Source organism: Agromyces sp. NSFZ, from assembly GCF_056156205.1.
This window is the reverse complement of record NZ_CM149585.1, coordinates 1815590-1841227: the sequence shown is the minus strand read 5'-3', so window position 1 is coordinate 1841227 and position 25638 is coordinate 1815590. Positions and strand designations below refer to the sequence as shown.

28 protein-coding genes are annotated in these 25638 nt (G+C 71.2%); 13 read left to right on the top strand and 15 right to left on the bottom strand.

Going from position 1 to position 25638, the window contains the following annotated elements; genetic code table 11:
• Positions 1 to 111: 111 nt before the first annotated feature.
• Positions 112 to 1635 (top strand): serine hydrolase domain-containing protein, encoded by a 1524-nt coding sequence (locus ACVFI9_RS08705; RefSeq protein ID WP_474765805.1) that lies wholly within the window; start codon positions 112 to 114, stop codon positions 1633 to 1635.
• Positions 1636 to 1644: 9 nt separating this feature from the next.
• Here ACVFI9_RS08705 and ACVFI9_RS08700 read toward each other — a convergent pair whose 3' ends face one another.
• Together ACVFI9_RS08700 and soxR are read right to left on the bottom strand one after the other, a co-directional pair.
• Complete coding sequence (locus ACVFI9_RS08700; protein WP_474765804.1) at positions 1645 to 2322, bottom strand: NUDIX hydrolase; 678 nt, start codon at positions 2320 to 2322, stop codon at positions 1645 to 1647.
• A 17-nt stretch (positions 2323 to 2339) separates the two neighbouring features.
• Positions 2340 to 2834, bottom strand: coding sequence for a redox-sensitive transcriptional activator SoxR (gene soxR, locus ACVFI9_RS08695; protein WP_474765803.1), 495 nt, complete (start codon positions 2832 to 2834; stop codon positions 2340 to 2342).
• An 81-nt stretch (positions 2835 to 2915) separates the two neighbouring features.
• Here soxR and fdxA point away from each other — a divergent pair, with 81 nt between their 5' ends.
• The 4 genes from fdxA (at position 2916) to ACVFI9_RS08675 (ending at position 5876) form a co-directional block, all read left to right on the top strand.
• Complete coding sequence (gene fdxA, locus ACVFI9_RS08690) at positions 2916 to 3242, top strand: ferredoxin (protein WP_474765801.1); 327 nt, start codon at positions 2916 to 2918, stop codon at positions 3240 to 3242.
• Entirely contained in the window at positions 3239 to 3823 is a 585-nt protein-coding gene (locus tag ACVFI9_RS08685; RefSeq protein WP_474765799.1) for a flavin reductase family protein, read from the top strand. The genes fdxA and ACVFI9_RS08685 overlap by 4 nt, the downstream gene beginning before the upstream one ends.
• 31 nt (positions 3824 to 3854) lie before the next feature.
• A complete protein-coding gene (locus ACVFI9_RS08680) occupies positions 3855 to 4487 on the top strand; it encodes a superoxide dismutase (RefSeq protein WP_448004277.1) in 633 nt (210 codons plus the stop codon).
• A 228-nt stretch (positions 4488 to 4715) separates the two neighbouring features.
• Positions 4716 to 5876 carry an NAD(P)-binding domain-containing protein gene (locus ACVFI9_RS08675; RefSeq protein ID WP_474766211.1) on the top strand — a complete coding sequence of 387 codons (1161 nt, stop codon included), beginning with the start codon at positions 4716 to 4718 and terminating at the stop codon, positions 5874 to 5876.
• Here the strand turns inward: ACVFI9_RS08675 and ACVFI9_RS08670 are convergent.
• The 6 genes from ACVFI9_RS08670 to ACVFI9_RS08645 all read right to left on the bottom strand — a co-directional run bounded on the left by ACVFI9_RS08670 (position 5862) and on the right by ACVFI9_RS08645 (position 12270).
• A complete protein-coding gene (locus ACVFI9_RS08670; protein ID WP_474765797.1) occupies positions 5862 to 7448 on the bottom strand; it encodes a hypothetical protein in 1587 nt (528 codons plus the stop codon). The two genes, ACVFI9_RS08675 and ACVFI9_RS08670, sit on opposite strands and share 15 nt — an antisense overlap.
• Before the next feature lie 33 nt (positions 7449 to 7481).
• Positions 7482 to 7940: a nitroreductase family deazaflavin-dependent oxidoreductase gene (locus ACVFI9_RS08665; protein WP_474765795.1), complete on the bottom strand. Its 459-nt coding sequence runs from the start codon at positions 7938 to 7940 to the stop codon at positions 7482 to 7484.
• A gap of 82 nt (positions 7941 to 8022) precedes the next feature.
• The gene (locus ACVFI9_RS08660; protein ID WP_474765794.1) at positions 8023 to 8598 is read right to left on the bottom strand and encodes a mismatch-specific DNA-glycosylase; all 576 of its coding nucleotides are present in this window, start codon (positions 8596 to 8598) and stop codon (positions 8023 to 8025) included.
• A gap of 19 nt (positions 8599 to 8617) precedes the next feature.
• Positions 8618 to 9811: a Fic family protein gene (locus tag ACVFI9_RS08655; RefSeq protein WP_474765793.1), complete on the bottom strand. Its 1194-nt coding sequence runs from the start codon at positions 9809 to 9811 to the stop codon at positions 8618 to 8620.
• A 62-nt stretch (positions 9812 to 9873) separates the two neighbouring features.
• On the bottom strand, positions 9874 to 11631 hold the full coding sequence (locus ACVFI9_RS08650; protein WP_474765791.1) for a hypothetical protein: 1758 nt from the start codon (positions 11629 to 11631) through the stop codon (positions 9874 to 9876).
• 183 nt (positions 11632 to 11814) lie between these two features.
• Positions 11815 to 12270, bottom strand: coding sequence for a ribosomal maturation YjgA family protein (locus ACVFI9_RS08645; protein WP_474765789.1), 456 nt, complete (start codon positions 12268 to 12270; stop codon positions 11815 to 11817).
• Between the two features lie 97 nt (positions 12271 to 12367).
• Here ACVFI9_RS08645 and ACVFI9_RS08640 point away from each other — a divergent pair, with 97 nt between their 5' ends.
• The gene (locus tag ACVFI9_RS08640) at positions 12368 to 13018 is read left to right on the top strand and encodes a dihydrofolate reductase family protein (RefSeq protein WP_474765788.1); all 651 of its coding nucleotides are present in this window, start codon (positions 12368 to 12370) and stop codon (positions 13016 to 13018) included.
• Here the strand turns inward: ACVFI9_RS08640 and ACVFI9_RS08635 are convergent.
• The gene (locus tag ACVFI9_RS08635; RefSeq protein WP_474765786.1) at positions 13000 to 14646 is read right to left on the bottom strand and encodes an LTA synthase family protein; all 1647 of its coding nucleotides are present in this window, start codon (positions 14644 to 14646) and stop codon (positions 13000 to 13002) included. The genes ACVFI9_RS08640 and ACVFI9_RS08635 overlap by 19 nt on opposite strands.
• 72 nt (positions 14647 to 14718) lie before the next feature.
• On the opposite strand from ACVFI9_RS08635, the gene ACVFI9_RS08630 reads away from it, so the two are divergent.
• Positions 14719 to 15117 carry a hypothetical protein gene (locus ACVFI9_RS08630; RefSeq protein WP_474765784.1) on the top strand — a complete coding sequence of 133 codons (399 nt, stop codon included), beginning with the start codon at positions 14719 to 14721 and terminating at the stop codon, positions 15115 to 15117.
• A 34-nt stretch (positions 15118 to 15151) separates the two neighbouring features.
• Here the strand turns inward: ACVFI9_RS08630 and ACVFI9_RS08625 are convergent, their stop codons facing one another.
• On the bottom strand, positions 15152 to 15874 hold the full coding sequence (locus ACVFI9_RS08625) for a CDP-alcohol phosphatidyltransferase family protein (protein WP_474765783.1): 723 nt from the start codon (positions 15872 to 15874) through the stop codon (positions 15152 to 15154).
• 88 nt (positions 15875 to 15962) lie between these two features.
• On the opposite strand from ACVFI9_RS08625, the gene ACVFI9_RS08620 reads away from it, so the two are divergent.
• From ACVFI9_RS08620 to ACVFI9_RS08595, 6 genes are read left to right on the top strand one after another with little or no spacing between them, the layout of a single operon-like run.
• On the top strand, positions 15963 to 16943 hold the full coding sequence (locus tag ACVFI9_RS08620; protein ID WP_474765782.1) for a zinc-dependent alcohol dehydrogenase: 981 nt from the start codon (positions 15963 to 15965) through the stop codon (positions 16941 to 16943).
• A complete protein-coding gene (locus ACVFI9_RS08615; protein ID WP_474765780.1) occupies positions 16940 to 17341 on the top strand; it encodes a 6-pyruvoyl trahydropterin synthase family protein in 402 nt (133 codons plus the stop codon). Before ACVFI9_RS08620 ends, ACVFI9_RS08615 begins: the two co-directional genes overlap by 4 nt.
• A 3-nt stretch (positions 17342 to 17344) precedes the next feature.
• Positions 17345 to 18427: a glycosyltransferase family 4 protein gene (locus tag ACVFI9_RS08610; RefSeq protein ID WP_474765779.1), complete on the top strand. Its 1083-nt coding sequence runs from the start codon at positions 17345 to 17347 to the stop codon at positions 18425 to 18427.
• Positions 18424 to 19257: a small ribosomal subunit Rsm22 family protein gene (locus ACVFI9_RS08605; protein ID WP_474765777.1), complete on the top strand. Its 834-nt coding sequence runs from the start codon at positions 18424 to 18426 to the stop codon at positions 19255 to 19257. The genes ACVFI9_RS08610 and ACVFI9_RS08605 overlap by 4 nt, the downstream gene beginning before the upstream one ends.
• A gap of 23 nt (positions 19258 to 19280) precedes the next feature.
• Entirely contained in the window at positions 19281 to 20255 is a 975-nt protein-coding gene (locus ACVFI9_RS08600) for a lysylphosphatidylglycerol synthase transmembrane domain-containing protein (protein WP_474765776.1), read from the top strand.
• The gene (locus ACVFI9_RS08595) at positions 20252 to 20953 is read left to right on the top strand and encodes a RibD family protein (protein ID WP_474765774.1); all 702 of its coding nucleotides are present in this window, start codon (positions 20252 to 20254) and stop codon (positions 20951 to 20953) included. Before ACVFI9_RS08600 ends, ACVFI9_RS08595 begins: the two co-directional genes overlap by 4 nt.
• Positions 20954 to 20973: 20 nt before the next feature.
• Here ACVFI9_RS08595 and ACVFI9_RS08590 read toward each other — a convergent pair whose 3' ends face one another.
• Genes ACVFI9_RS08590 through ACVFI9_RS08570 form a run of 5 tightly spaced genes read right to left on the bottom strand, consistent with a single transcriptional unit; the run spans position 20974 to position 25600 of the window.
• Positions 20974 to 22491 carry an aldehyde dehydrogenase family protein gene (locus ACVFI9_RS08590; protein WP_474765773.1) on the bottom strand — a complete coding sequence of 506 codons (1518 nt, stop codon included), beginning with the start codon at positions 22489 to 22491 and terminating at the stop codon, positions 20974 to 20976.
• Positions 22488 to 23138 carry an HD domain-containing protein gene (locus tag ACVFI9_RS08585; RefSeq protein WP_474765771.1) on the bottom strand — a complete coding sequence of 217 codons (651 nt, stop codon included), beginning with the start codon at positions 23136 to 23138 and terminating at the stop codon, positions 22488 to 22490. Before ACVFI9_RS08585 ends, ACVFI9_RS08590 begins: the two co-directional genes overlap by 4 nt.
• Before the next feature lie 11 nt (positions 23139 to 23149).
• A complete protein-coding gene (locus ACVFI9_RS08580) occupies positions 23150 to 24433 on the bottom strand; it encodes an NAD(P)/FAD-dependent oxidoreductase (protein WP_474765769.1) in 1284 nt (427 codons plus the stop codon).
• Positions 24434 to 24444: 11 nt separating this feature from the next.
• Positions 24445 to 24822: a 2Fe-2S iron-sulfur cluster-binding protein gene (locus ACVFI9_RS08575; protein ID WP_474765768.1), complete on the bottom strand. Its 378-nt coding sequence runs from the start codon at positions 24820 to 24822 to the stop codon at positions 24445 to 24447.
• 13 nt (positions 24823 to 24835) lie between these two features.
• Complete coding sequence (locus ACVFI9_RS08570; protein ID WP_474765766.1) at positions 24836 to 25600, bottom strand: SDR family NAD(P)-dependent oxidoreductase; 765 nt, start codon at positions 25598 to 25600, stop codon at positions 24836 to 24838.
• Between the last annotated feature and the right edge of the window lie 38 nt (positions 25601 to 25638).

The window sequence follows — 25638 nt, the reverse complement described above, 5'->3', positions numbered from 1 at the left end:
TCCCCTCAGCCTAGGACGGCGCCCTCGAACCGACCACCAGTCGGCGCGCGCCCCCTTGCGTTTCCTCGATGGCGCGAGGAACGTCGGACGTGCGGCAGTAGGGAGGGGAACATGCTCGACGAACGCGAGGTCACGACGAGGATCGATGAACTGCTGAACCGTCGCGCCGCCGTAGGCCTCGCGATCGGTGTCGTGCGCGACGGATCGCTCGAGTCCTTCGCCGGCCGCGGCGTCGCCGACCTCGGAACCGGTTCGCCCGTCACCGAGGACACGATCTTCCGCATCGCGTCGATCACGAAGACGTTCACGGCGATCGCCGCCGTGCAGCTCTGGGAACAGGGCCGGATCGATCTGGACGCGCCGGCGAACCGGTACCTGCGCGCCTTCCGGCTCGTTGCGGCCGATCCGGCATGGCCGCCGGCGACCGTGCGGCACCTGCTCACCCACACGGCGGGCGTGAGCCCGGCACCGCACCGCATCGAGGCGGTTCGCGGCGACATCGCCCAGAGCGTGCCGATGGGGCATCCGCTGCCCTCGCCGGCCGAGTGGTACCGGGGCGAGCTTCGGCTCGAGGTCGAGCCCGGCACCCGGTTCCGGTACTCGGATCACGGTTTCGCGGCCCTGGGGCAACTCGTCGAGGATGTGAGCGGGCAACCCCTCGCGCGGTACCTGCGCGAGCACGTGTTCGAGCCGCTCGGCATGACCGACACGACGCTCGACCGGTTCGAGGTCGACGCCGCGAGACTGGCCACGGGATACACCATCGGCTCTCGGGGGCCATCGCCCGCGCCGAGACGCGACTACGTCACCGCCGCGGCGGCTTCGGCGTACACGACCACCCGTGACATGGCCTGCTACCTCGCCGCGCTCACGGGCGGCGGTGGCAACGCGTATGGCCGAGTGCTCGATGCGGCGAGCATGGCGATGATGTTCGACGCGCAGTACCGCTCGGATCCGCGCCTGCCTGGCATCGGCCTTTCCTTCTTCCGCGTCGACGTGGGCGGCCACGCGGCGGTCGAGCACGCGGGGCTCATCCCGGGCTTCGACTCGCACATCCTCGTGGCGCCACAGGACGGCGTCGGCGTCATGGCGTTCACCAACGGTTCCGCCGACGCGGTGCAGTGGCTCTCCGCCGAGACGCATCGGCTGCTCGCCGAACTGCTCGGCGCGCCACCCGAGGCGATTCGAACGGATCTTCCGCAGCATCCGGAGGTGTGGGGCGACCTCTGCGGCTGGTACCGCGCGCGTGGGCCGGTCGGCGACGTGCGCCTGGTGGCCATGATGGGCGCGGGCCTCGAGGTCTTCGTGCGCGGCGGTCGACTCCGCCTGCGCTTCCTCACGCCGATCCCGCCGCTCTACCGGGGATTCGACCTGCGTCCGGGCGACCACGACGACCCGTACGTGTTCCGCATGGCGTTCGGCCTCGGCGACGACACGAATCCGCTCCGGGTCGTGTTCGCGCGCGATCCCGTCACGCGGGCGATGGTGATGCACCTCGAGCTCATGTCGCTTTCGGCCGATCGCCGCCCTGATTCGCTCCATCCGCGGCGCTGGGCGCTCGCGGCGGCCGGTGCCGGCGCGGCGGCCCTGCTCATCGGTCGCCGACTCCCGGGGCGCCGCCGCAGCCGGCGCTGAGCGGCGCCGTCAGCGCTCCAATTCGACGAGGCGCGTCTCGTCCCACGGCTCCGACCAGCCGAGCTCCCGGAACATGCCGGCCAGCACGATCGCGGTGAAGCCCCAGATGATGCGTCCGTCGACGGTGAAGGCCGGTCCCCGATACACCTGTCCGTCGTACGTGTGCGCGGTGCTTCCCCGGTTGGCGGGGTCGAGCAGGTCGCCGACGGGCACCCGGAACACCTCGACGGACTCGTCGTGGTCGACGGCCGCCACCTCCGACGGGCGCGTCCACCACGCGGGCACTGGGGTGACCAGGTGATTGCTCACGGGCACGGGCACCGGCGGCAGCAGCCCGAGTGGCTCGACGCCGTCGGGCTCGACGCCCGTCTCCTCGGCGGCCTCGCGCAGCGCGGCCGCGACCGGACCGTCGTCGGATGCCTCGAGCCGGCCGCCCGGGAAGGCGATCTGCCCGGGGTGGCTGCCGAGCGTCGCCGCTCGCCGCAGCAGCAGCACGTCGAGGTCGCGAGGCACGTGTCCGTTCGACGTCGCGGGCACCGAGTCGAGCACCCCGAAGAGCACGAGCACCGCCGCCGGTCGCGCGCTGGAGGCATCGGGAAGCACCCGTGGCATGGTGAGCGACCAGTCGAGGCCGCGCTCGCACAGGGCCACGAGTTCCGCACGCGGGTCGGCGGTGGATGCAGGCATGGCTCCAGCCTATGGAGTCACGCCGACGGCTCGAGCCGCTGCGGCCCGACCCCCGCTTCGCCGAGGGCGTCGTCGGGGTTCAGCAGGCCGCACGCCTTCATCGAGAGGCAGCCGCAGCCGATGCATCCGGTGAGCTCGCGTTCGAGCCGTTCGATGGCGAGCCGGCGTTCCTCGAGCTGCTTCTTCCACCGGCGGGACGCGCGCTGCCAGTCCTCGTGGCTCGGCGTCGTGTCGAGGGGCACGTGGGCGAACACGGCCTGCACGTCGGTGAGCGGGATGCCGAGCCGCTTCGCCACCGAGATGAGCGAGATGCGCCGGAGCATGTGCCGCGGATAGCGGCGCTGGTTGCCGTCGGAGCGCAGCGAGGCGATGAGGCCGAGATCTTCGTAGAAACGCAGGGCGGATGCCGCGACGCCCGTGCGGCGGCTCATCTCGCCGATGGTCATGAGCTCGTCGGGGGCGTGCCTCGTCGCCGTGTCCGCCGCGGTGGCGGCCGTGCGCGTACGCGTCATGCCGTGACCTCCGATTTGACTTCAAGCATACTTGAGGTCTTACGTTGGGGACATGCGCGTCTTCACTCCGGTGGTTCCCCGATGACCTACGTGATCGCCCTGCCGTGCGTCGATGTCAAGGACAAGGCCTGCGTCGACGAGTGCCCCGTCGACTGCATCTACGAGGGTGAACGCTCGCTCTACATCCACCCCGACGAGTGCGTCGACTGCGGCGCATGCGAGCCCGTGTGCCCCGTCGAGGCGATCTACTACGAGGACGACCTCCCCGAGGAGTGGGCCGACTACTACCGCGCCAACGTCGAGTTCTTCGACGACCTGGGCTCGCCCGGCGGCGCTGCGAAGATCGGCCTCATCCCCCGCGATCACGAGCTCATCGCCGCGCTGCCGCCCCAGGGCGGCCACGAATGAGCGACGACGGCACGACGGATGCCGCGGCGACCATCGATGACGCGAACGCGCCGCTCGACGTCCTGGCCCGGGTCGGCGCCGACGGCGAAGCCGCCCGCGCCGCGGCCCTCAAGCACGTCTTCCGCCTGCACCCCGCGGCCGTGACGCTCATCACCGCGTCGACGCCCAGGGGTCCAGTGGGTCTCACGGCGTCGAGCGTGGCATCCGTCGCCCTCGACCCGCCCACGGTCTCGTTCTCGGTCACGCGCGCCACCGGCTCGGCGGGCGGTCTCCTCTCGGCCGACACCATGCTCGTGCACTTCCTCGCCGATCGGCACGCCGACCTCGCGAGGGCATTCGCTCATTCGGGAGCCCCGCGCTTCACCGCCGAGCAGGGCTGGACGACGCTCCCGACCGGTGAACCGCTGCTGCCCGATGCCCGCGCGGCGTTCCGCTGCCGGGCGCTGCACGTCGTCGCGGTCGGCAGCTCCTCGCTCGTCGTGGCCGAGGTGCTCGACGTGGTCCCCGGACAGCCGGGCGACCCGCTGCTCTACCATGACCGCAGGTTCCACGCGTTCGACCCCGGCGTCCCCGACCTCTGACCACTCCACCACCCCGAAAGGAACGATCACCATGACCGCGTACACCCTCCCCGACCTGCCGTACGACTACGCCGCACTCGAGCCGCACATCTCGGCGACCATCATGGAGCTGCACCACTCCAAGCACCACCAGGCGTACGTGACCGGCGCCAACACCGCGCTCGAGCAGCTCGCCGAGGCGCGGGAGTCCGGCAACCTCGCCAATGTGAACAAGCTCGAGAAGGACCTCGCCTTCAACCTCGGCGGGCACGTGAACCACAGCGTGTTCTGGCAGAACCTCTCGCCCGAGGGCGGCGGCGAGCCGCAGGGCGAGCTGGCCGCGGCGATCGACGACGCGTTCGGGTCGTTCGAGAAGTTCCAGGCGCACTTCACCGCCACGGCCCTCGGCGTGCAGGGCTCGGGCTGGGCGGTGCTCGCGTGGGACTCGATCGGCGCTCGCCCCGTGGTCTTCCAGCTGTTCGACCAGCAGGGCAACGCACCGCTCGGCGTGACCCCGCTGCTGCAGCTCGACGTGTGGGAGCACGCGTACTACCTCGACTACAAGAACGTGCGCGCCGACTACGTGAAGGCGTTCTGGAACATCGCGAACTGGTCGGATGTCGCGTCCCGCTTCGAGCGTGCGCGCACCGCGACGCAGGGACTCATCGTCCCGGGTGCGAACTGACCGAGCGTCCAGCACGAAGCCGTCGGCGGCGCCCGCGCCGACGGCTCTCGGTCGCGCTCCTCGCCGTGCAGGTGAGGCGCTATGGCCTGCTCGCCATCATCGTGCTCACGGCGATCGGTGCGATCATCGCCGCAGTGGCCGGCTCGGGGCATCCGTAGCGGGGGCATCCGTGCCCGCTCGGGAAGCCTCCGCCGGCCTCGGGCGTTGCACCGTGTCGTGACCGACACCCTGCCGCGCGCCCTCGCCCCGCACCACGCGACCGCGACGGTTCGCACGGTCGACGTGGTCGTCATCGGCGCAGGCCAGGCCGGACTCTCGGCCGCGTACCACCTGCGGCGTCGGGGCTTCGTGCCGGCGACGGATGCCGCGGGCGCGGCCCCGTCGGCCGACTCCGGTCTCGCCGCCGGCACATACGTCGTGCTCGACGCCGAGCGGGGGGCGGGCGGCGCCTGGCGGCACCGGTGGCAGAGCCTGCGGATGGCGACCGTGAACGGCATCAGCGACCTGCCGGGCATCGCGCAGCCCGACGTCGATCCCGGCGAGCCGAGCTCGTCGTTCCTCACCAGGTACTTCGGCGACTACGAGCGGGAGCTCGCCCTGCCGGTCCTCCGGCCCGTCACGGTGTCGGCCGTACGCCGGGAGGACGCCGACCCGAACGGGCGGCTCCTCGTCGAGTCCTCCGCCGGGGCCTGGTCGACCCGCGCCGTCATCAACGCGACCGGCACGTGGACTCGCCCGTTCTGGCCGGTCTACCCGGGCCGGTCCACGTTCCTCGGTCGGCAGTTGCACACCAAGGACTACGTCGCGGCCGGCGAATTCGCCGGCAAGCACGTCGTCGTAGTGGGCGGCGGCATCTCGGCGGTGCAGTTCCTCGACGAGATCTCGAAGGTGACCTCCACGACCTGGTTCACCCGGCGCGAGCCGGTGTGGCGCGACGACGACTTCGACCACCGCGCAGGTCACGACGCCGTCGCCCTCGTCGAGGAGCGGGTGCGCCAGGGGCTGCCGCCGCAGAGCGTCGTCTCGGTGACGGGGCTCATCCGGACGCCGGCACTGCGTGCCGCGGCGGCGCGCGGCGCGCTCGAGCGGCATCCGATGTTCACCGCGATCGAACCCCACGGCGTGCGCCTGGCCGACGGCTCGTTCCTTCGGGCCGAGGTCATCCTGTGGGCGACGGGATTCCGCGCCGCGCTCGACCACCTCGCACCGTTGCACCTGCGGGCGCCCGGCGGCGGCATCGTGATGGACGGCACCCAGGTCGCCGCCGAACCGCGCGTGCACCTCGTCGGCTACGGCCCCTCGTCGTCGACGATCGGAGCGAACCGAGCGGGCCGGGCCGCGGTCAGCAGCATCGCGAAGCGGCTCGGGTCGAGCTCACGGGCGGCGTAGGATCGACCACTCGCCCCGTTCCGCGGCGATCGCCCAATCGGCTGCACACGAGGGCACCGCGCTGCCTGCCGGCATGAGGATCCAGTCGATCCGCTGATGCCACTCGGTGCGACAGAAGGCTTCGGCGTCACGCTCGAACGCACGGACCTGGTCGACTCGGGTCCACCACTCGACCAGATCCGTACTCGCGTAGGGCGGCGACTTCCAGTCGACGTAGATCGGCGTCACGGCGTTCAGACGGACGTTCTCCTCGACCAACGGGATGATTCCGACGCCGGCCACCTCCGAGGTCCGCACGAGCGCGACCGCATCGTCCGACACGGTCGGCGGAACGGAGCGCGAGGTGGCGAGGAATCCGACGACCGCAAGCACGAGGGCTGCGGCAGCCGCGACGGACGGACCGATCGACCGGGCGCGCTCGGCAGACCGCACCGGCCCCGACCTGCTGAGCGCACTCCTGACGGCGATGATCGCCTCGGTCGCCAGCGCTGTTGCGGCGATCGGCACGAGGATCACGCTGATCCGCCACGGGAAGAGGAGCGCCAGCGTCGCCGACCTGGTGAGGTCGACGACAAGGGCTGCCGCCAGCGCGAGCGCGAGGCCGACGCTGAGCCAGCGGGCGAGCCAGGCATGGACGCCGCCGCGCCGCCACAGCAGCCATGCGGCGAACACGATCAGGAGGAGGTACATCAGGTCGCTCCTCGGCCAGTTCGTCCAGAGCGTGTGGTGCGGGATGCGCTCGAAGGCGAAGCGCTGCATCGCCTCGGAGGATCCGACGGAGGCCCCGCCGATGGCGAGCAGCGACGGGTTGGCCGCGAGCGCTGGGGCGAGGATCCCGAGCCCGATGAGTGCATACCATCCGACCCGTGACGCGTCGCGCTGCCACAGGTCCGCGAGCAGGGCGGCGACGAGCCCGATCGCCACTGCGACGAGATAGGTCGGATGCAGCATGCAGCCGAGCGCCGTGAGACCGGCCGCGGCCATCGCCGGCCTCAGGCGTGAGCCCGCCGGAGCGCGCCGGGCGACGAGCCAGAGCGGGAAGGCGGAGAGGAGGAGACATCCGAACACGCTCGGTTGGAGGTATCCGCCGAGGTACTGGCCGGCGAACCCGCTGAACGCCGAGAACCGATCCACCCACGGGACGGGCAGCTTCGACAGGATCGGCGCGATCGTCGCGGCGACCACGATGGTCGCCGCGACGGCGACCGTTCGCCCGCGCGCCGGCGCGGCCAGTACGCGGGCGAGCCCGTAGACACCCGTCAGCCAGACCACCGTGGCCGCCCACGCCATGACCCTGATCCCGTCGAGGCCGGAGAGGTCGAACACCGTCGAGGTCACGGCGGTGAAGAACGGGTAGGGGTCGACGGTGCCGACGAACCAGTCCTCGTCGAGCGGCGTGCCGCGGTCGGCCAGCACGTGCGCGAGGTACTGGTTCTGGTTCCTCACGATCGGGGCCGGCAGGGGCGCGGCGAGGGCGAGCACCGGAATCAGCACGACCTCGAGCCATGGCCATGTGGCGAGTCGGGCGAGAGCAGGCCGCACGCGCTCGACCACGGTCACGGACCTGTTCACTCGAACAGCATGGCAGAGCGTGATGCCCGCCGATCACTCGACCGGGTCGAGCCGGAAGACCCGGAACTCGCGCCCGGCGGCACGCTCGTAGCGCCGGTACCCGGGCAGCACGTCGTCGAGTCGTAGCCACGCGCCCTCCCGGTCGACGCCCGACAGGAGCGTGGCCGAGACCGCCGTGCGTCGTCGGCCTCGCTCGATCTCGGCCACCGGGTGGGCGATGAGGTTGTACGTCCATCCCGGATGCCGCGGCCGCGCGAAACTGCTGCCGGCCACGAAGATGGCGCGGCCCGAGGCATCCGGAGCGCAGATGAGCTCGGCCCGGCGCGGCTGCCCCGTGCGTGCGCCGACGGTGTGCAGCACGAGCGACGGCACGGCCAGCTCGCTGATCGGTCCGGAGCGCCGGGTGACGGCACGGTACCCGCGCTCGAGCATCGGCAGGATCGTGGGGCCGATCGCACCGAACCATCGCGCGTGCGAGGCACTCGCGATCATCCGTCGTACCCGCCGGGGCAGCATGCTCCATTCTCCCGTGCCGGGCGCCGCCGTGCCCGCTCCGCGCCCGGATCGCCACCGGTCAGCCGGATCGCAGCGGAATCCCCGCGGCCTTCGCCGGCTCGGCGTAGGCCCGTGCAAGGTCGGCGACCGTGGCATGCGCGTTCAGGCCGCTCGGGTTCGGCACCACCCACAGCTCGGCCCCCCCGAGACGTTCCTCCTGCCGCCCGGCGCTCGCCTTGGGGCGGTCGAAGCCGTGGCGGTACGCGGTGAGCCCGACGACGGCGACGACCGACGGGCGCCACGTGGCCACGGCATCCACGAGTCGAACCGCGCCCGCCCGCAGCTCCTCGCGGGAGAGTTCGTCGGCGCGCACGGTGGCCCGGTTCACGAGGTTCGAGATGCCGATGCCCGCGTCGAGGAACATCCGCCGGTCGTCGTCGGAGAGGCCGTTCGCGAAGTCGGGCAGGCGCGGGATGATGCCGGCCGCGGCGAGCGCGGGATAGAACCGGTTTCCGGGATGCGCGAAGGGGGTGTTCGTGGCGGCCGTCCAGAGTCCGGGATTGATGCCGACGAAGACGAGCTTCGGATGCTCCGGCATGAGATCGTCGACGCTCGCATCGCGATACGACTCCAACTCGGCGCGCGTGAATCCCACAGGGCGATTCTCCCGCGACTCACCATCGGGCGCGGCGGGCGCGCGCGGCGAAGGCGTCGAGCGCGGCGAGCACCTCGGTGGCCTGCCAGATGCGGTATCGCGCTCCGCCGGCCACCTTGGTGAGCACTCCGGCCGCGGCGAGCTTGTCGATCGACGTCTGCGCCGCCACCTCGCTCACCCCGGTCGCGGTGGCCACCGAGGCGGCCGTCACCACCGGATGCTGCAGCAGGTGCGCCTTGACGCGGTGCACGGAGGCATCCGATCGCGCTCGAACGAGCGAATCCCACGCCATCGCGATCTCCTGCAACTCGCGCACGAGCGCCCGACCGTTCGCGACCGCCCGGAAGGCCGCCTCGGCCACGGCCTCCACGATGACGTCGGGATCGCCCTGGCGGTACCGGGTGAGCGCGAGGAAGTAGCCGTCGAGGTCCCCGAGCAGGCCGGCCGAAACCGGCACCGCGACGTTCCGGGTGACGTCGGCGGCGCGGAGCATCCCGTGCAGCAGGGCCCGTCCGGTGCGGCCGTTGCCGTCGGGGAACGGGTGGATCGTCTCGAACTGCGCGTGGGCGATCGCCGCATGGGCGAGTGCGGGTACGTCGGTGCGGGCGGCGAACCGCACGAGGTCGGCCATGAGCGTCGGCACGCGGTCGTGATGCGGCGGCACGAAGGCCGCGTGATGCGGCGAGAACGAGCCGCCGCCGATCCAGACCTGCTGGTCGCGCCATCCGCCGACGAAGTGCGGGGCGGATGCCTCGAGCAGGGCCTCATGCATGGCGATGATCGCCTGTTCGTCGAGGCGGTCGGCGAGCGCGATCGCCGCCTGCATGGCGCGCACGTTCGCCACGACCAGCTGGGCGTTGGGCGAGTCGGACCGGTCGAGCTCGGCGAGCGCGACCTGCTTGGCGCTCGCGGTGAGGTGCTCGACCTCGGAGCTCGACGCGCTCTCGGTGCGCAGCAGGATCGCCGCGAACGGCGCCGCGAACGAGCCGGCCTCGGCGTCGAATCGGGTCAGCTCCTTGCTGGCGTCGTCGGCTGCCGCGAGGGTCTCGGCACGGAGGACCACCTCCCGGTCGGCGATGGCCGGCACGACGGCGGCACGGTACTCCCCCACGGCCGTGCGGAGCTGCCGACGCGACGCAACGGCCGACTCGCCCCGATGCCACGGCCGGGGCTCGGTGCCGACGGCCGGCCACGGCCCTCGCGAAGTGGTCATGCTCCCGCATTCTAACTGAAGACTACCGCGTAGTCTTCAGTTAGCCGCACATCGGTTCCAGCTTAGTTGGCAGCGGTCGTGAACGAGAGAACCGTCGGTGGCAGCTGACCGCTCTCGTAGACCGGCTCACCGGTGACCGGGTCCGGGCCGTACACCGTGATCGGTCCGCGAGCCGTGCCGGGCTTGACGTACGAGCGAAGGCCCGCGGTGAAGAAGCCGTGCAGGTGCGGATCACCTGGGGCGGACACGTCGGTCATCGGCGGGACCATGGTCTCGGTGATCGTGGTGCAGGCTCCGTCGGTCAGGCCCTCGATGGCGTCGCAGTCCCTGGTGAAGAAGTGCACGAAGAACTTGTCGTGGTTCGCCACGGCACCAGCGTATGCAGCGGCAGAACCGGCGAGGTCGCTCTCCGGTGATTCCTCGTCGTGGTCGGGCACGTTGGCCACGCCCTTGAGGAGCGACGCGTCGTTGACGGACAGCCCGTTGTAGGTCGCATTGCCGGTCTGCGTACCGAGGGTGCCGACGATGGCGTAGACCTGACCCGAGTCGATCGGCTGCGGTGGCATGAAGAAGTAGCTCGCGTCCTGGCCGTCACCGAGGCAGTTCTCCCCGATCGTGCGGCAACGAGGACCGAAGTGCCCGAGCCAGTTCTCGACGTTTCCCATCACCGGGGGCTCGCCCATGGACGGGGCCGGCAGCGGGCTGAGGTTCCACGGCCCCTGCGTGGCGCGGGTGACGACCGCCGCCGCGAGGCTGCGGAGATCGCCCTGCAGGCCGGCCTCGTCCTCGGCCAGGCGCGCGTCGCGCGGGAGATCGCCGAACGGCTCGGCCGGCCGATCGGAGGATGGGGCCTCCCTGACCCGCAGCACCGTCAACGGCAGCTTCGACCGCCATGCCTGGGCGGCGTGCGGGTCCTCGGGCATCGCGTAACGGAGACCGTGCATGAAGTCGAGGGCTTCCGCTTCCAGCCCGAGCGGGCCGAGCGGGATGCCGGCGAAGCTGGAGGGGATCGGTTCGGTGAACACCGCCTCCTGCGAGACTCCCAATTGCCCGAGCGCCGCGCGGACCTTCTCCTCCATCACCCGGTCGGGCGTGATCACGAAATACCGCAACTGGCCGAACGACGCACCCGACTGGTCGCCGTCCATGACCACGTTATTGATGCTGTTGCCGACGCTGGAGAAGCTCTGCACGCGTTCGGGGTTCCGGGGCAGCGTCGAGAAGAGGTATCCGGCCATCGGCGAATGGGCGAACCTGTCGCGGCCCCCCTGTGCGGCGTCGCGCACCCACGGGTAGCCGTAGGGATGACCCGGTGCACCTTCGGGAACGATCCATTCGTGCGTGAACACGTAGGACTGCAGGCCCATGTACTTCCCCCGGGGCGGCATGGTGCCGAAGACCACGATCGCCTCGCGCGGGTCCATCCGGTACGTCGTGCTGTACCCGGGACGGGTGGAGCCGAAGGCGTCGGATGCCGCGGGGTCGACGTACTCCTCGGGCCACGGCTTGACCGCCGACACGATGTACGGCGACGCGGGGTTGTTGCCATAGCAGTTGAATGTGACCGGGTATCCCTCGTCGCAGTCGTCCATCGCCCACAGACGGGGATAGCCCCGGCTCACCTCCAGCCCGCTTGCGGTGAGGTCGCCGAGGAGCTTCTTCGTGACCTTGTTGTCGCCCGGCTCGGCGGGCTGGATGGGGGTGGCCGCAGGCTCCGCCTCAGGTCTCGCCGCACTGCTCTGCGCCGCCGTTGCGCCGACCGCGCCGAGCAGGACCAGCGAGAGCAAGAAGTACGTCAGTTTCGATCGTGGGGATCGCATGACCGGTTCCCTCCTTGTGCGCGTACCGCAAGAGCTGCGGCCACGAGGAAGGACTCGACGCCCTGAGACTGTGCTGCGTCATGGTGGTGCTCCCCCGTATACGGCGAGGTCCGCCACGCTGAGCTGCGAGCGGCATCCGGGCCTTCGCGTCACGCACATTGTCAGGCTGGGCGTCGCGGGCTGTCAATCGATGGAACCGGTCGGCGTCTCCGGCATGCGGGAGGAGGCCGCCCGGGCCACTCGACTCCTTCCGAGCATCACGCGGGACGCGGCATCCACCCCGCTCATGCCGAATGCCGTGATGACGTAGACCAGCAGGTCGCGCGTGTCGAACACCGTACCCAGCACGAGCGTCGACGGCGCGAACGCCGAGCCGAGCGCGAACGGGATGCCCGTGAGCTGGAACAACTCGACCGCGACGCACCATCCCGCGGTGATCGCGCCCACCGCGAGCGGCGGCAGGCCCGGCGCCACGATGACGACGACGAGGTACACCGCCGCGGCGTAGAGCGCGTCCCCCGCGACATCCGTCGCCGTGGTGTCGGGAAGCAGCAGGTGCACCGTCAGCCCGGCAGCGATGACGGCCAGCACGAGCAGGGCGGCCGCGAGTCGGCGCTTCGGGATCCGGTCGGTCGCCATCGGGCCATTCTTCCGCGACCGGGACCGCGACCGCGACCTCGACGGCGACCCGTCACCCTTGGTAGAGTCATCCGTCATTCGAACGCCTCTGTTCGACATGGACGAGGTCAGAACGGGCGGTCCTGAGCCGAAGGGGCAGCAGGTGGCGGCAACGGTGCTGTACATGTCGATGTCGCTCGACGGCTTCATCGCCGGACCGAACGAAGGCCCTGGCAACGGGCTCGGCGATGGTGGTGAACGGCTGCACGACTGGGTGTTCCCCGATGCCGAAGGGGGCGACTTCGCGGCGGCCGAGGCGCGGCTGACGGGCGTGAACCGCCAGATGTACGACGAGTTCATGTCGACGGGTGCCGTGGTCGCCGGTCGCGGCACCTTCGAGCCGGCGGGCGGTTGGGGCGGCGACCATCACGATGGCGTGCCGATCTTCATCCTGAGTCGTCATCCGGCGCCTGGCTGGGCGGCCGATTGGCCGAATGTGCGCTATACCCCGGACCTGCCGGCCGCGATGAGCGACGCCAAGCGCGCCGCAGGCGAGAAGAACGTGCTCGTGCATGGAGCCGGCGTGGCCCAGCGGGCGCTGCGAGCTGGGGTGCTCGACGAGATCCAGGTCCACGTCGTGCCGATCCTCATGGGCGCGGGCCGGCCGCTCTTCGAGCACCTCGGCACCGATCCACGCGAACTCGAGCGGGTCCGGGTGCTCGAGGGCGAACGCGGCGTCGTGCACCTGCGCTACCGCGTGCGGCGCTGAGCGCCGTACGCGTCGAGGAATCGATCGCGGAACGAGCTCATCGGCCAGACGGGCGCTTCGGGTGTCGGCAGCAGACCCTCCTGCCACCGCCATTCCTCGATCGGCGTGAAGACGGCCGGGTCCTTCGAGATGATGCTGATCGGCACGTCGTGGCCGGCGCCCTGACCGCTCACGATCGTCGCCGGCTGGTGGTCGCCGAGCACGACCAGCACGAGGTCCGGGTCGTCGACTTCGTGCAGGAAGGCGAACATCGCACCGAGCGAGTACCGGATCGACTCGGCGTAGGCCTCCTGCACGCGCGTCGGATCCCGCCAGACGTCGGTCGCCGACGCTCCCTGCGCGGGCTGGGCGTCGAAGACGGAACCGTCGCCGACGTCCGACCACGGCACGAGCCGCGGGAGCGGCGCCCACGGCGTATGCGACGAGACGAGGTCGATCTCGGCCATGACCGGTCGGTGGTCCCCAGCGAGCTCGTGGTCGGCGAAGTACTTCCAGGTGTACTGGTCGGGGATGCGCGCATACCCGAAGGTCGGCCCGCGATAGCCGACGTCGTTCGCGTCGAGGAGGGTGTCCCAGCGGTAGAAGGTGGTGCCGAACGGCCACGGTTCGGTGTTCGACGGGATGACGCTGACCGTGCGCCAACCGGCCTCGCCGAATGCCCGGCTCAGCGTGAACCGATCACTCCTGATCACCTTGCTGTAGAGCGGCTGCCGGTCGATCCACAGCCCCGTCTGGAGGGTCGAGTGCGCGAGCCAGCTGAGGCCACCGAACGTCGGAGAGGTGAGGAAGGCGCTCTGCGACGCATAGCCGTCGGCGCGGAGCTGTGCCTCACCGTCGCGCAGCACCTGTCGCACGTCCGTCGAGAATCCAGTGGCTTCCACGGCCACCCTGCCGTAGCTCTCGATGAAGGCGAAGACGACGTCCTTGCCCCTCAGCGAGGCCAGCAGCTCGGAACCGGGCGTGTCACGGTACGGGTCGGTCGCGATCCGGTGCGACAGGTCGGCCAGTGCCGCCACTCCGGCCACGGCGTGGGACGCCGACGCGTTGATAGAGCGGAGGGAGGCGGCCGCCGCGACCGGCTGACCCGCGGGCAGGCTCGAGCCCGTCACGGCCGCGATCATCCACACCGCGGTGACCGTGGCGATCGCGATCGTTCCGTGCGGGCGATCCGGCTCGACGGAAGCGCCCACCCGGAGTGCAGCCCAGGTGAGCGCGACGGTCGCCCCGGCGGCGACGGCAGCGAGGAGCACGACCAGCCCGTTCGCGGCGACACCGCCGATCGAGCCCTGGAGGACTCCGAACGCATCGCCCAACTGCTGCCAATCGAGCGGATCGAAGGGGATGTCGAGCACCGACCGGTATCCGGCGTCGATCGCAGCGAGGACGACCGCGATGACGACGGTCGCTCCGTAGACGGCCGCGACGACGCGGCGAGCAGATCGCCACGGAATCAGGCCGACGAGCAGAACCACGACGATCGACTCCACGGGTAGCCCGACGAGTGGCGCCGGCGAGCCGTCGACGAGCACTGCCGGCACGAGCGGAACCACGACGAGGAGCAGGATCGCGATCACCAGTGCGACCCTTCCACGCACCTGGTGCTGCCGGATGTGTGAACTCTTTCCCACGCCGTCTAGTGTCACTGCTAGCGTCTCCGCCGGAGGCCACGATCGGAAGCGGGCAGGAACATGAACGAGAACATGACCGGAACCAGCAGTCGGACCGTCCTGACGGTGATGCGCATCCTCAGCGCCATCGTCCTCCTCGCGGTCGGCGGAATCCATCTCTTCCTCGTCTTCGACGGCGTCGGCGGCGTGCTCGGCGTGCTCTTCGTGTTGAATGCGATCGCGGGCGTCGTGCTGGCGATCGGGATGCTCCTCCTGCGCGGACGACTCCTGGTCATCACCGGCATCCTGAGTGTGCTCTTCGTCCTCGCGACGCTCGTGGCCCTCCTGCTGGCCCTGACCGTCGGGTTGTTCGGCATCACCGAGACCTGGAGCTTCACCCTCGTCACGGAGTCGGTCATCATCGAGTCGATCGGCGTCGTGGTGCTGGCCATCGCCACGCTGGTCGCAGCCCGCACTCCGCGGACGGCGTGACCGCACGTCCTCCCGATGCGAGCCGGCCGGTGCATCATCGCGCCGCATCCAGCTCGGCTCGCCGGGAGCGGCTTCGCTGCGCCAGCCACGCCACGTCCCGGCCGAACGACTCGACGAGCAGGGCGAGTGCGACTCCCACGAGCACGCCGGCGAGTTCCGGCAGGATGCCGGATGCCGCAACGGTCAGGGCGATCCCCTGAACGGCCGTCACGACCTTCCGCCAGTACCGGGGCGGGAGCTGCAGACGTAGCGGGGGCAGCATCCATCCCGCCGCGACGAAGACGTAGCGCATGAGGCCGATCGCCAGCACCCACGGACCGAGCGTCTGCGCCACGTATGCGCTGAGCACGAGGAGGAGGAACGCATCCACTTCCATGTCGAAACGGGCGCCGAGCTCGGTTGCGCTGCCCGTACGTCGCGCGACCCAGCCGTCCACGGCGTCCAGCACGAGCGCCGGGACGGTGAGGGCGATCAGGAGCGGAACCGGGATCGGCTCGACGAGCGAGGCGGCGACCAGTCCCGTGATGACCGCGACGACGGCCGATCGGGTCGCGGTGACGACGTTCGCCCAGCCGAAGCGGGCGGCGTCCCGGCGTCGCAGCGCATCGAGCAGGAGGACGGTGCTCACCGTCAGGTACGCGAGCGCCACCAGTGCGCCGATCGTCGGCAACCCGTCGACGACCCAGATCGCCGACACGCCGGCCGCACCGAGTACGGCCGATCCGATCGGCGCGAGGTGAACCGCATTGCCCGCCATCACGTGTCCTTGTCATGGAGCATCTCACGGAGCATATTCGGGTAACGGAGGAGATGGCCGGATGGTTCATCATCGAAGGGGTGCACCGATGCCTGATGCCGTGGCGTTCTGGATCGACGAGCCGGGTGCGGGGAGCCTGCGCCGGCAGCCGATCGCCACCGCCGGCGACGGCGAGGTGCTCGTGCGCACGCGGTACACGGGCATCAGCCGCGGCACGGAGGCCTCGGTCTTCCTCGGTCGCGTGCCCGGCAGTGAGCACGACCGGATGCGCGCGCCGTTCCAGGAGGGCGACTTCCCCGGACCGGTGAAATACGGCTACCTCAACGTGGGGGTCGTCGAGCAGGGGCCCGACGCGCTCCGCGGGCGCACGGTCTTCACGCTCCACCCCCACCAGTCCGCATTCGTCGTGCCCGCTGATGCCGTGGTGCCCGTCCCGCGCGGAGTGCCCGCCAGGCGCGCGGTGCTCGCCGGGGCGGTCGAGACCGCGGTCAACGTGCTGTGGGATGCCGCTCCCCTGATCGGAGACCGGATCACGGTCGTGGGTGCGGGCATGATCGGATGCTGCATCGCACGACTGGCTCGCGGCATCCCCGGCCTCGACGTGGCGCTCGTCGACGTGGACGCGTCGCGCCGAGCGGTCGCCGATCGGCTCGGCGTCGGCTTCGCCGAACCCGGCGATGCGCCCTCCGGCCGGGACGTGGTCATCAACACGAGCGGGTCGGAGGCCGGCCTCGCGCTCGCGCTCGCGTCCGTCGTGACCGATGGCGAGGTGATCGAGGCGAGCTGGTACGGCGACCGGCCCGTCACCCTCGCACTGGGCGCCGACTTCCACTCGCGCCGCCTGACGATCCGTTCGAGCCAGGTGGGTGCCGTGGCCGGGCGCCGACGAGGCACGCGGACCACTCGCGACCGGCTGTCGCTGGCGCTCGAGCTCCTGCTGGACCCGGCGTTCGACGCACTGCTCACGGGCGACTCGCCGTGGGGCGACCTTCCCGCCGTCATGGCCGACCTCGCAACCGGGCGGAGCAAAGCGCTCTGCCACACGATCGATTGGACGGATGCCTCGTGACCTTCACCGTGACCGTACGAGACCACATGATGGTCGCCCACAGCTTCACGGGAGAGACCTTCGGCCCGGCGCAGCGCCTGCACGGGGCGACCTTCATCGTCGATGCGTCGTTCCGTGCGAGCGAGCTCGACGCCGATGGCGTGGTCATCGACATCGGACGGGCGGCGGAGGCCCTCGCCGAGATCACCGGATCGCTGACGTACCGCAACCTGGACGACGAGCCGGAGTTCGCCGGCATGAACACCACGACCGAGCGGATGTGCCAGGTCATCGCCGACCGACTCGCGGAGCGCGCCGGAGACGGACGGCTCGGATCGGCCGGCGAACGCCTGTCGTCCATCGAGGTCACCCTCCACGAGTCGCACATCGCGTGGGCGAGCTACGAGCGGAGGCTGTAGCGGATGGCAGAGGCGACCGTGCACTTCCTGGTGCCCGACACCATCGACGACGATGCGCGCGTCAGCGGCGGCAACGTCTACGATCGGCGCCTCACCGGCGCGCTGCGAGCGCGAGGCATCGACGTGCGAACGGTGCCCGTCGCGGAGGACCGCGTCGCCGACGTCGCGCACGAGATGTCGGTGCTGCCGCGCGACGCCCTCGTGCTGGTCGACGGCCTGATCGCCGTGGCGGCATCGGAGCTGCTCGGTGCGCATTCGACGCGTCTTCGCATCGTCGTCCTGGCGCACATGGTCGCGAGCACCCTTCCCGAGTCGCGCGGCGACGTCCGGACGGCCGAACGCGAACGCCAGGCCCTGAACGCCGCGCGGCGTGTGATCACGACGAGCGAGTGGACCCGCTCCGAGCTCGTCGCCCGCGCTCTCGCGGAGCCCGATCGGATCGCGGTGGCGCATCCGGGCACGGACGCGGCCGCGGCGGCATCCGGATCCTCGTCGGGCGGACACCTGCTCTGCGTCGGAGCCGTGGCGCCGCACAAGGGCCAGGATGTGCTCGTCGAGGCGCTCGCGGGCATGACCGACCTGCCCGACTGGACGTGCTCGATCGTGGGCCCGCTCGACGTCGACCGCGAGTTCGCGATCCGCACTGCGGCCGCGATCGGATCCGCCGCGCTCACGGGGCGCGTCGAACTCGCGGGGGTGCTCTCGGGCCGGCCACTCGCGGACGCGTACCACGCCGCGGATCTCGTGGTCGTGTCGTCGCGGGCGGAGAGCTACGGCATGGTCGTCGCTGAGGCGCTCGCCCGCGGTATCCCCGTCGTGGCGGCGCGCGTGGGCGGAGTGCCGGAGGCGATCGCCGGGAGCGACGCCGCCATCCTCACTCCACCCGACGACCCGGAGGCGTTGCGTGCCGTCCTCCGACGGTGGATGGAGGACCCTCGGTGGCGTGCGGCGCTCAAAGCGGAGGCGCTGCGTTCCCGCACCGTGACACGGGTCTGGGATGAGCCCGCGTGGATCGTCGCCAGGGTGCTGAGCGAGGTCCGATCGGGGTCGGAGCACATCGGATCAGCGCGGCTGGGCATCCGATGAGCGAGATCATCGAGGTGAGCGGCGATTGGCTGGCGCTTCGCGAACGGGAGGACGCCCGCGCGCGATCGCGCCCGCTCGCACGCGCGACAGCCCGCAGGCTGGGAGCCGGCCCGATCGTGATCCATGACCTGGGGAGCGGCACGGGCTCGATGATGAGATGGCTGGCGCCGCTGCTCCCCGGTCCGCAGACGTGGGTCCTGCACGACTGGAACGCTGACCTCGTCGATCGCGCGGCGCGAGGCGCCGTCACGCTCGATCGTGAACGATGCGCGGTCGCCGTCCGCATGCGCATCGGACAGCTCGCGCGACTCGGATCCGACGATCTCGAGGATGCATCGCTCGTGACGGCTTCCGCGCTGCTCGACGTACTGACCGCGGAAGAGGTGCGCGCCGTCGTCCGGGCCTGCATCGACGCGGGCTCCCCCGTGCTGTTCAGCCTGAGCGTGACCGGCGAGGTGCGCCTCGACCCGCGGGATCCTCGCGACGCCGCCTTCCAGGCCGCGTTCAACGCACACCAGGAGCGTACGGTGGACGGACGCCGGCTCCTCGGGCCGTCGGGGGTCGCCCTCGCGCACGACCTGTTCCTCGACGCCGGCTGGAACGTCCGATCGGCCACCACGCTCTGGCGCCTCGGCGATCACGATCCTCGTCTCCTCGAGCAGTGGCTCGACGGATGGATCGAGGCGGCGCTCGAGCACCGTACCGACCTCGTGCGGGCCGACGACCTGCTGCCCGACGGTGCCGGCTATCGTGCGCTGCGCTCGTCGCAACTGCGGCGCGGTTCGCTCTCGGCCCTCGTCGAGCACGTCGATCTGCTGGCATGGCCATGATGTCCGCATCCACGAACCCACCGATGCGCTCGGTCCTGTCCGCGACGTGGTTCCGCGTCGCCGCTCGCGCGCTCGTCGGTCTCGGCCTGCTGATCGCGGTCGTCGTCCAGGTCGGCACCGGGCCGTTCCTCCGCGGGCTGTCCAGCATCGATCTCCGCGTGATCGCCGCCGCGCTCGCACTGACCGCTGTCGCGACGGTCGCGGCGGCGTGGCGGTGGAGCGTCATCGCGGAGCGGCTCGGCATCGGCATCCGCCTGCCCGACGCCCTTGCGGCCTACTCCCGGTCGCAGTTCCTCAACTCCATGCTTCCCGGCGGTGTGGTCGGTGACGTCGAGCGGGCCGTCATGCAGGGACGCGACGCGGGAAACGTCCCACAGGCCGCTCGTGCCGTCGTCATCGAGCGCAGCGTGGGGCAGGTGGTGCAGGTCGCGCTCGCGGTCGTCGTGCTCGCATGGTTCGGGTCGGAGTTCGAGGGGGTCCTGCTCTCGGCGCTCGGCATCTGCCTCGCGGCGCTCGTGCTCGCCGCGCTCGCGACGGTCGCAGCGAGCGTGCGAGTGCGGCGCGTGCTGCGCCGCGAGCTCGACGAGCTCTCGGCTGGCGTGGGATCCATCGGCGCCCTCGTGCGGGTCGTCGCCGCCTCGATCGTGGTGGTCGGATGCCACGTCGCGACCTTCGGCATCGCTGTCGCCGCAGTCGGGGCGAGCGTGCCCCCGCTCCGCCTCGCCGCCCTCGCGCTCGTCGTCCTGATCGCGGGGTCCATCCCGCTGAACCTCGGCGGCTGGGGCCCGCGCGAGGGGGTCGCGGGCTGGACGTTCGCCGTGGCCGGCCTCGGCGCCTCCACGGGCGTCGCGGCATCCGCCCTCTTCGGGGTGCTCGCGTTGATCTCCGTCGCCCCGGGCCTCGTCCTCACCGTGACGGCCGCTGTTCGCCGCACGCGTATCTCCAGATCGCGGCCTGCCGTCCTTCTCGCCGGCGCTGAGGGGAAGATGGGATCGTGATCGACCGGCCGTACGTGATCCTCAGCGCCGCGATGTCCATCGACGGATACCTCGACACCGCGTCGCCGCCGCGCCTCGCGCTCTCGAACGCGGCGGACTTCGACCGGGTCGACGAAGTGCGGGCGCACAGCGACGCCATCCTGGTCGGAGCACGCACGGTGCGCCTCGACAATCCCAGGCTGCTCGTGCGGAGCGAGGAGCGCCGGAGTCGACGCGAAGCCGAGGGCCTGCCCTCGTCGCCGTGGAAGGTCACGGTGACGGGGACCGGCGACCTCGATCCGCGGGCGGCGTTCTTCGAGCTCGGACACACCGAGAAGCTGGTCTACTGCCCACGATCGGCGGCTCGCGGCATCCGCGACCGGCTGGGTGAGCGGGCCATCGTCGTCGGCTTGGGCGACGAGGTCGCCATGGCGGAGGTCGTCGGCGATCTGCACGACCGCGGCGTGCGCACGCTCCTGGTCGAGGGCGGCGGAACCATGATCACGCAATTCCTGGCGTCCGACCTCGTCGACGAGCTCCAGTTGGCCATCGCCCCGTTCTTCGTCGGCGACCCGCGAGCCCCCCGGCTGATCGGCGACGGCAGGTTCCCGTGGAATCCCGACCGTCACGCTCCCCTCGCCGAGACCCGTCAGGTCGGCGACATGGTGCTGTTGCGGTACGCACTCTCCGAGCGCTGCTCCGCACACGATGGCGCGTAGCCGGACCGATCGAACCTCGCTCACCGCCGCCGGCGGTGCACCGACTGCGGCGTGAGGTACGCGGCGAGTCCCTCGATGCCGTACTCGACGCCGAGGCCCGAGTCGTGGCGTCCGCCGAACGGGGCCGCGTGATTCGACGCGAAGACGTTGACGCCGATCGATCCCGTGTCCACGCGTCGCGCGACCTCGAAGGCACGGTCCTCGTCGGCGCCGAAGACGATGCCGCCGAGGCCGAACTCGGTTCCGTTCGCGATCGCGACGGCCGCGTCGACGTCGTCGGCGCGGATGACGGTGAGCACGGGCCCGAAGATCTCCTCGCGGGCGATCCGCATCTCGGGCGTGACGTCGGCGAACACCGTCGGGGTCACCCACGACCCGTGCTCGAACGGCGCCGGCACGTCGCCGCCCGCGACGGCGCGGGCGCCCTCGTCGATGCCGGAGCGGATGTAGCCTCGCACGATGTCCCGTTGCGCGGCCGTCGCGATCGGACCGAACACGGTGGCGGGGTCGAGCGGGTCGCCGAGCCGCGCCGCCGAGACCGTCGCGGAAGCGAGGTCGACGACCTCGTCGTACCGCTCGGGAGTCACGATGAGGCGGGTCGAGATGTAGCACGTCTGCCCGGTGTTGCGCATGCAGCTGCGCAGGAGCACGCTGCCCACGTGGTCGAGGTCGGCATCGGGCAGGACGATGGCCGAGGACTTCCCACCGAGCTCGAGGGTCACGGGGCGCAGCAGCTCCCCGCACGCCGCGGCGATGCGGCGGCCGACGGGCGTCGAACCGGTGAAGGCGACCTTGTCGACACCCGGATGCCGTACCAGCCGATCCCCCACGGCGCTGTCACCCGTCACGAGGTTCACGACCCCCGCCGGGATCCCCGCCTCGGCCGCCGCATCGACGATGTACCGGATCGACAGCGGCGTCGGCGACGCCGGCTTGATGACGACCGTGCAGCCCGCGATGAGCGCGGGCGCGAGCTTGATCACGACGAGGTTGATCGGGAAGTTCCACGGCGCGATCAGCGCGCAGGCCCCGATCGGGTCGCGGTGCACCGAGGTCGCCATGCTCGGGTCGAGGGGCGCGACGCGCACGTCGTCGCCCTCGAGGTACGCGGCGAGGGAGGCGAAGTAGCGCAGGATGCCGGCGGCGTTCGACGCGGCGCGGGACGTCTCGGCGACCGGCGATCCGTTCTCGAGCGTGTTCGTCGTGGCGAGCTCGCCGGCACGGCGCTCGACGGCATCGGCCATGGCGAGCATGCGGCGTGCCCGTTCGGACGGTGCCAGCCCGCTCCAACCGGGGAACGCTCGACGCGCGGCGGCCACAGCCCCGTCGACGTCGGCCTCCGCCGCGATCGGCACCGATGCCCAGGCGCGACCGGTCGCCGGGTCGACGACCTCGAACCGCCCGTCGCCCTGCGCGGGGCGGTACTCGCCGTCGATGAAGAGGTCGTCGACGTGCCGGTACGGCAACGAGCCGGATGCCGCCGCATGGGCGGACACGAGCACCTCGTCGGTCAGCGTCGGCGCGGAGGACATGGTCATGACAGTTGCTCCGTCTTCAGCAGCGCCTCGGACCGCGCCAGCTCGGCCTCGGCCATCTCGACCGCCGCCTGGGTGAGGAGCTCGGGCACGATCTCGGCCCGCAGGCGGCGCACGTACTCCGCGGGCGTGAGGCCGAACCATCCCGACGCCAACGCGATACCCGCCGGCGTGAACCGCCAGAGTCGGTCGGAGTCGCGCACGAGGCTGTCCTCGAGCGAGCGCGACTCGGGTCGGGTGTCGTGCCCGTCGATGATCGCGGTCACCCGCCCGACGAACTCGTCGTCGAAGCCCAGTGGCGGCAGCACCTCGCGGGCGATGTCGCAGCCGTGCCGCTCGTGCTCGAATCGCACGTCGGCCTTGCGCCAGTCGCCCGCGAAGCCCTCGCTGATGATGCGCGATTCGTCGACGCGGGCCCATCCGGTGTCGTGCAGCAGGATCGCGACGCGCACGACGAGCGCATCGGCATCGGGATACGCATCGCACAGCCGCTCGGCGTAGGCGAACGAGATCGGCAGGTGGATATCGTTGCCACGGGCGCGCGACTCGTTCACGATCGCCCGCCACAGCGGGTCGAGGTCCTCGCTCCCGCCTGATGCGACGATCGGCGTCGTATCGACGGGATGGATGGTCTGCAGGGTCATGGTCATGTCGTGTCTCCTCAGGCGGCCACGGCGGCGGGGTCGATCACGGACTGCTTGAGCGGCACGTCGACGTCGGCTGCGGCATCCGGCGGAATGGTCTGGCCCTTCATGAGCGCATGGCGCACGGCCATGAACTCGGCGGGCCGATTCACCATGTCGGCGGCGATCAGCCGGCCGTCGCGGTAGTACAGCACGCCGAACTTCTCGGAGTCGGGCTCGCCGCGCACGACCACCTCGTCGTACCCGGTCGACAGGCCGGCGATCTGCAGCTTGAGGTCGGCCTGGTCCGACCAGAACCAGGGCACGCCGACATACGGCTCCGGCCGGCCGAGCAGCGTGGCGGCGGCGACCTTCGCCTGCTCGAGCGCGTTGTTCACGCTCTCGAGCCGCACCCGGCCGTCGAGCCCGAGCGGGTACGGGTTGGGCATGCTGGCACAGTCGCCGGCGGCGACCGTGCGCCCGTCGGATGCCCGGCACGCGGCATCGACGACGATCCCGTTGTCGACCTCGAGCCCGAGCTGCACGGCGAGCTCGACGCGCGGAACCACGCCGATGCCGACGACGACGAGATCGGCGGGCACGACCCGGCCGTCGGCCAGTTCGACACCCGTGACCGAGCCCTTCTGGCCGGCGGCGCTCGCGTCGTCGCCGACGATCCGCGTGATCCGTGCGTCGAGCACGACGTCGGTGCCACGGCGCCGATGCGCCGCGAGGTAGAACGCGCTCGTCTCCTCGGCGACCACGCGTCCGACCAGCCGTGGGCCGACCTCGAGCACCGTCACCGACTTGCCCAGCTGACGGGCGACGGCGGCGGTCTCCAGGCCGATGAATCCGCCGCCGATGACGACGACGCGCTCGACCTCGGGCTCGCGGAGCGCAGGCTCGAGCGTGAGCGCGTCGTCGGCGTCGCGCAGGTAGTGCACGCCTCGGTAGTCGGTGCCCGCGACCGTGAGGCGGCGCACCGACGCTCCCGTCGTGAGCGCGAGACGCGTGAAGCGGATGACGCGGCCACCGAGCGTCGTCGCCGTGCCCGAGCCGTCGGCATCCCGGCGGACCGTCACGACCCGGTCTCCCGAGATGAGCTCGATGCCGCGGCCGGCGAACCACTCGCGCGAACGAAGGATGACGTCGTCGGGGGTCAGCTCGCTCTTGAGCCATCCCTTCGACAGCGGCGGGCGCTGGTAGGGGCGATGCGCCTCCTCGCCGATGAGGACGATGGCGCCCGTGTCGCCGAGGTCGCGCATGACCGAGGCGAGTTGCACGCCGGCCTGGCAGGCGCCGACGATGAGTGTGGTGTCCATGAGCGCGCCGATCAGATCTGCTCGGACGGGGTGGTGACGTGGTACTCGCAGCCCGCCTGCAGCTTGATCTGGCACGAGAGCCGCGAGTTCTCCTCACGCTCGACGGCGGTGCCGTCGAGCATCTCGTCCTCCAGGTCACCGGGCGTGCCGACGAGCTCCTGCGTCTCGGGGGCGACGAACACGTGGCAGGTCGCGCACGAGAGGCTGCCGCCGCACTCGCCGACGATGCCCGGCACCCCGTTGCGCACCGCGGTCTCCATGATGGAGTCGCCGGGGCGGCCGTCGATCCGGGTCACGGAGCCGTCATGGGCGGTGTAGACCACGGTGCTCACGGTCTGCTCCTCGCTCGCGGCATCCGCTGATGCCGTGATGGTATCGGTGATGGTCATGTGTCTCTGCCTCCTAGAGGAATTGGCGGCCGCCGTCGACCACGATGGTCTGGCCGGTGACGAACCCGCTCGCCGGCGATGCGAGGTGCAGCACCGTGCCGACGATGTCGTCGGGCTGGATGGGACGCTTGATCGATGCGCGGTCGACGCCGTAGGTCGCGGCATCCGACAGCAGGTTCTCGCTCGCCTCGGTGAGCGTGAAGCCGGGCGCGACCGCGTTCACGGTCACCCCGCGTGCCCCCAGCTCGCGCGCGAGCACCCGCGTGAGTCCGATGACCCCGGCCTTCGACGCCACGTAGTGCGCCCACTGGGCTGAGCCGCTGAGCACGGTCGCCGACGAGATGTTCACGACCCGGCCGCCCTCGCCGAGGTACGGCGAGCAGGCGCGCGTGACCTGCCACGGCCCCTTCAGGTTCACGGCCAGCACCCGATCCCACTCGGCGTCGTCGATCTCATCGAACGGCGAACGGCGAATGGTCGCGTAGATCGCGGCGTTGTTCACGATCACGTCGATGCGGCCACCGCCGAGGTCGGCGGCGAGCCGCGCGAGCGCGTCGGTCGAGTCGCGGTCGACCACGTCGACGCCCGCCCCGACCGCGGGCACCGATGACGACGCCGAGATCTCGGATGCCGCGCGCTCGGCGCCGGCACGGTCGAGATCGGCCAGCACGACGCGGTCGCCCGCGGCGGCGAACGCCTCGGCGAAGGCGCGGCCGAGTCCGCCCGCGGCGCCCGTGACGAGCACGGTGCGGGTCGAGCGAGGGGTCGGAGTCGTCATCGGATGTCCTGGGTCGGGGCTGGTGGGCCGGTGCGCGG

Excerpts from the sequence above, each read along its gene's own strand:
- ACVFI9_RS08625 (WP_474765783.1), bottom strand. The coding sequence starts at position 15,874 with ATGGCGGGCAATGCGGTTCACCTCGCGCCGATCGGATCGGCCGTACTC.
- ACVFI9_RS08620 (WP_474765782.1), top strand. The coding sequence starts at position 15,963 with ATGCCTGATGCCGTGGCGTTCTGGATCGACGAGCCGGGTGCGGGGAGC.
- ACVFI9_RS08685 (WP_474765799.1), top strand. The coding sequence starts at position 3,239 with ATGAGCGACGACGGCACGACGGATGCCGCGGCGACCATCGATGACGCG.
- ACVFI9_RS08645 (WP_474765789.1), bottom strand. The coding sequence starts at position 12,270 with ATGGCGACCGACCGGATCCCGAAGCGCCGACTCGCGGCCGCCCTGCTC.
- ACVFI9_RS08665 (WP_474765795.1), bottom strand. The coding sequence starts at position 7,940 with ATGATCGCGAGTGCCTCGCACGCGCGATGGTTCGGTGCGATCGGCCCC.
- ACVFI9_RS08610 (WP_474765779.1), top strand. The coding sequence starts at position 17,345 with ATGGCAGAGGCGACCGTGCACTTCCTGGTGCCCGACACCATCGACGAC.
- ACVFI9_RS08640 (WP_474765788.1), top strand. The coding sequence starts at position 12,368 with ATGGACGAGGTCAGAACGGGCGGTCCTGAGCCGAAGGGGCAGCAGGTG.
- ACVFI9_RS08680 (WP_448004277.1), top strand. The coding sequence starts at position 3,855 with ATGACCGCGTACACCCTCCCCGACCTGCCGTACGACTACGCCGCACTC.
- ACVFI9_RS08630 (WP_474765784.1), top strand. The coding sequence starts at position 14,719 with ATGACCGGAACCAGCAGTCGGACCGTCCTGACGGTGATGCGCATCCTC.
- ACVFI9_RS08705 (WP_474765805.1), top strand. The coding sequence starts at position 112 with ATGCTCGACGAACGCGAGGTCACGACGAGGATCGATGAACTGCTGAAC.
- ACVFI9_RS08570 (WP_474765766.1), bottom strand. The coding sequence starts at position 25,600 with ATGACGACTCCGACCCCTCGCTCGACCCGCACCGTGCTCGTCACGGGC.
- ACVFI9_RS08585 (WP_474765771.1), bottom strand. The coding sequence starts at position 23,138 with ATGACCATGACCCTGCAGACCATCCATCCCGTCGATACGACGCCGATC.
- ACVFI9_RS08655 (WP_474765793.1), bottom strand. The coding sequence starts at position 9,811 with ATGACCACTTCGCGAGGGCCGTGGCCGGCCGTCGGCACCGAGCCCCGG.
- ACVFI9_RS08580 (WP_474765769.1), bottom strand. The coding sequence starts at position 24,433 with ATGGACACCACACTCATCGTCGGCGCCTGCCAGGCCGGCGTGCAACTC.
- ACVFI9_RS08600 (WP_474765776.1), top strand. The coding sequence starts at position 19,281 with ATGCGCTCGGTCCTGTCCGCGACGTGGTTCCGCGTCGCCGCTCGCGCG.
- ACVFI9_RS08650 (WP_474765791.1), bottom strand. The coding sequence starts at position 11,631 with ATGCGATCCCCACGATCGAAACTGACGTACTTCTTGCTCTCGCTGGTC.
- ACVFI9_RS08590 (WP_474765773.1), bottom strand. The coding sequence starts at position 22,491 with ATGACCATGTCCTCCGCGCCGACGCTGACCGACGAGGTGCTCGTGTCC.
- soxR (WP_474765803.1), bottom strand. The coding sequence starts at position 2,834 with ATGACGCGTACGCGCACGGCCGCCACCGCGGCGGACACGGCGACGAGG.
- fdxA (WP_474765801.1), top strand. The coding sequence starts at position 2,916 with ATGACCTACGTGATCGCCCTGCCGTGCGTCGATGTCAAGGACAAGGCC.
- ACVFI9_RS08575 (WP_474765768.1), bottom strand. The coding sequence starts at position 24,822 with ATGACCATCACCGATACCATCACGGCATCAGCGGATGCCGCGAGCGAG.
- ACVFI9_RS08605 (WP_474765777.1), top strand. The coding sequence starts at position 18,424 with ATGAGCGAGATCATCGAGGTGAGCGGCGATTGGCTGGCGCTTCGCGAA.
- ACVFI9_RS08700 (WP_474765804.1), bottom strand. The coding sequence starts at position 2,322 with ATGCCTGCATCCACCGCCGACCCGCGTGCGGAACTCGTGGCCCTGTGC.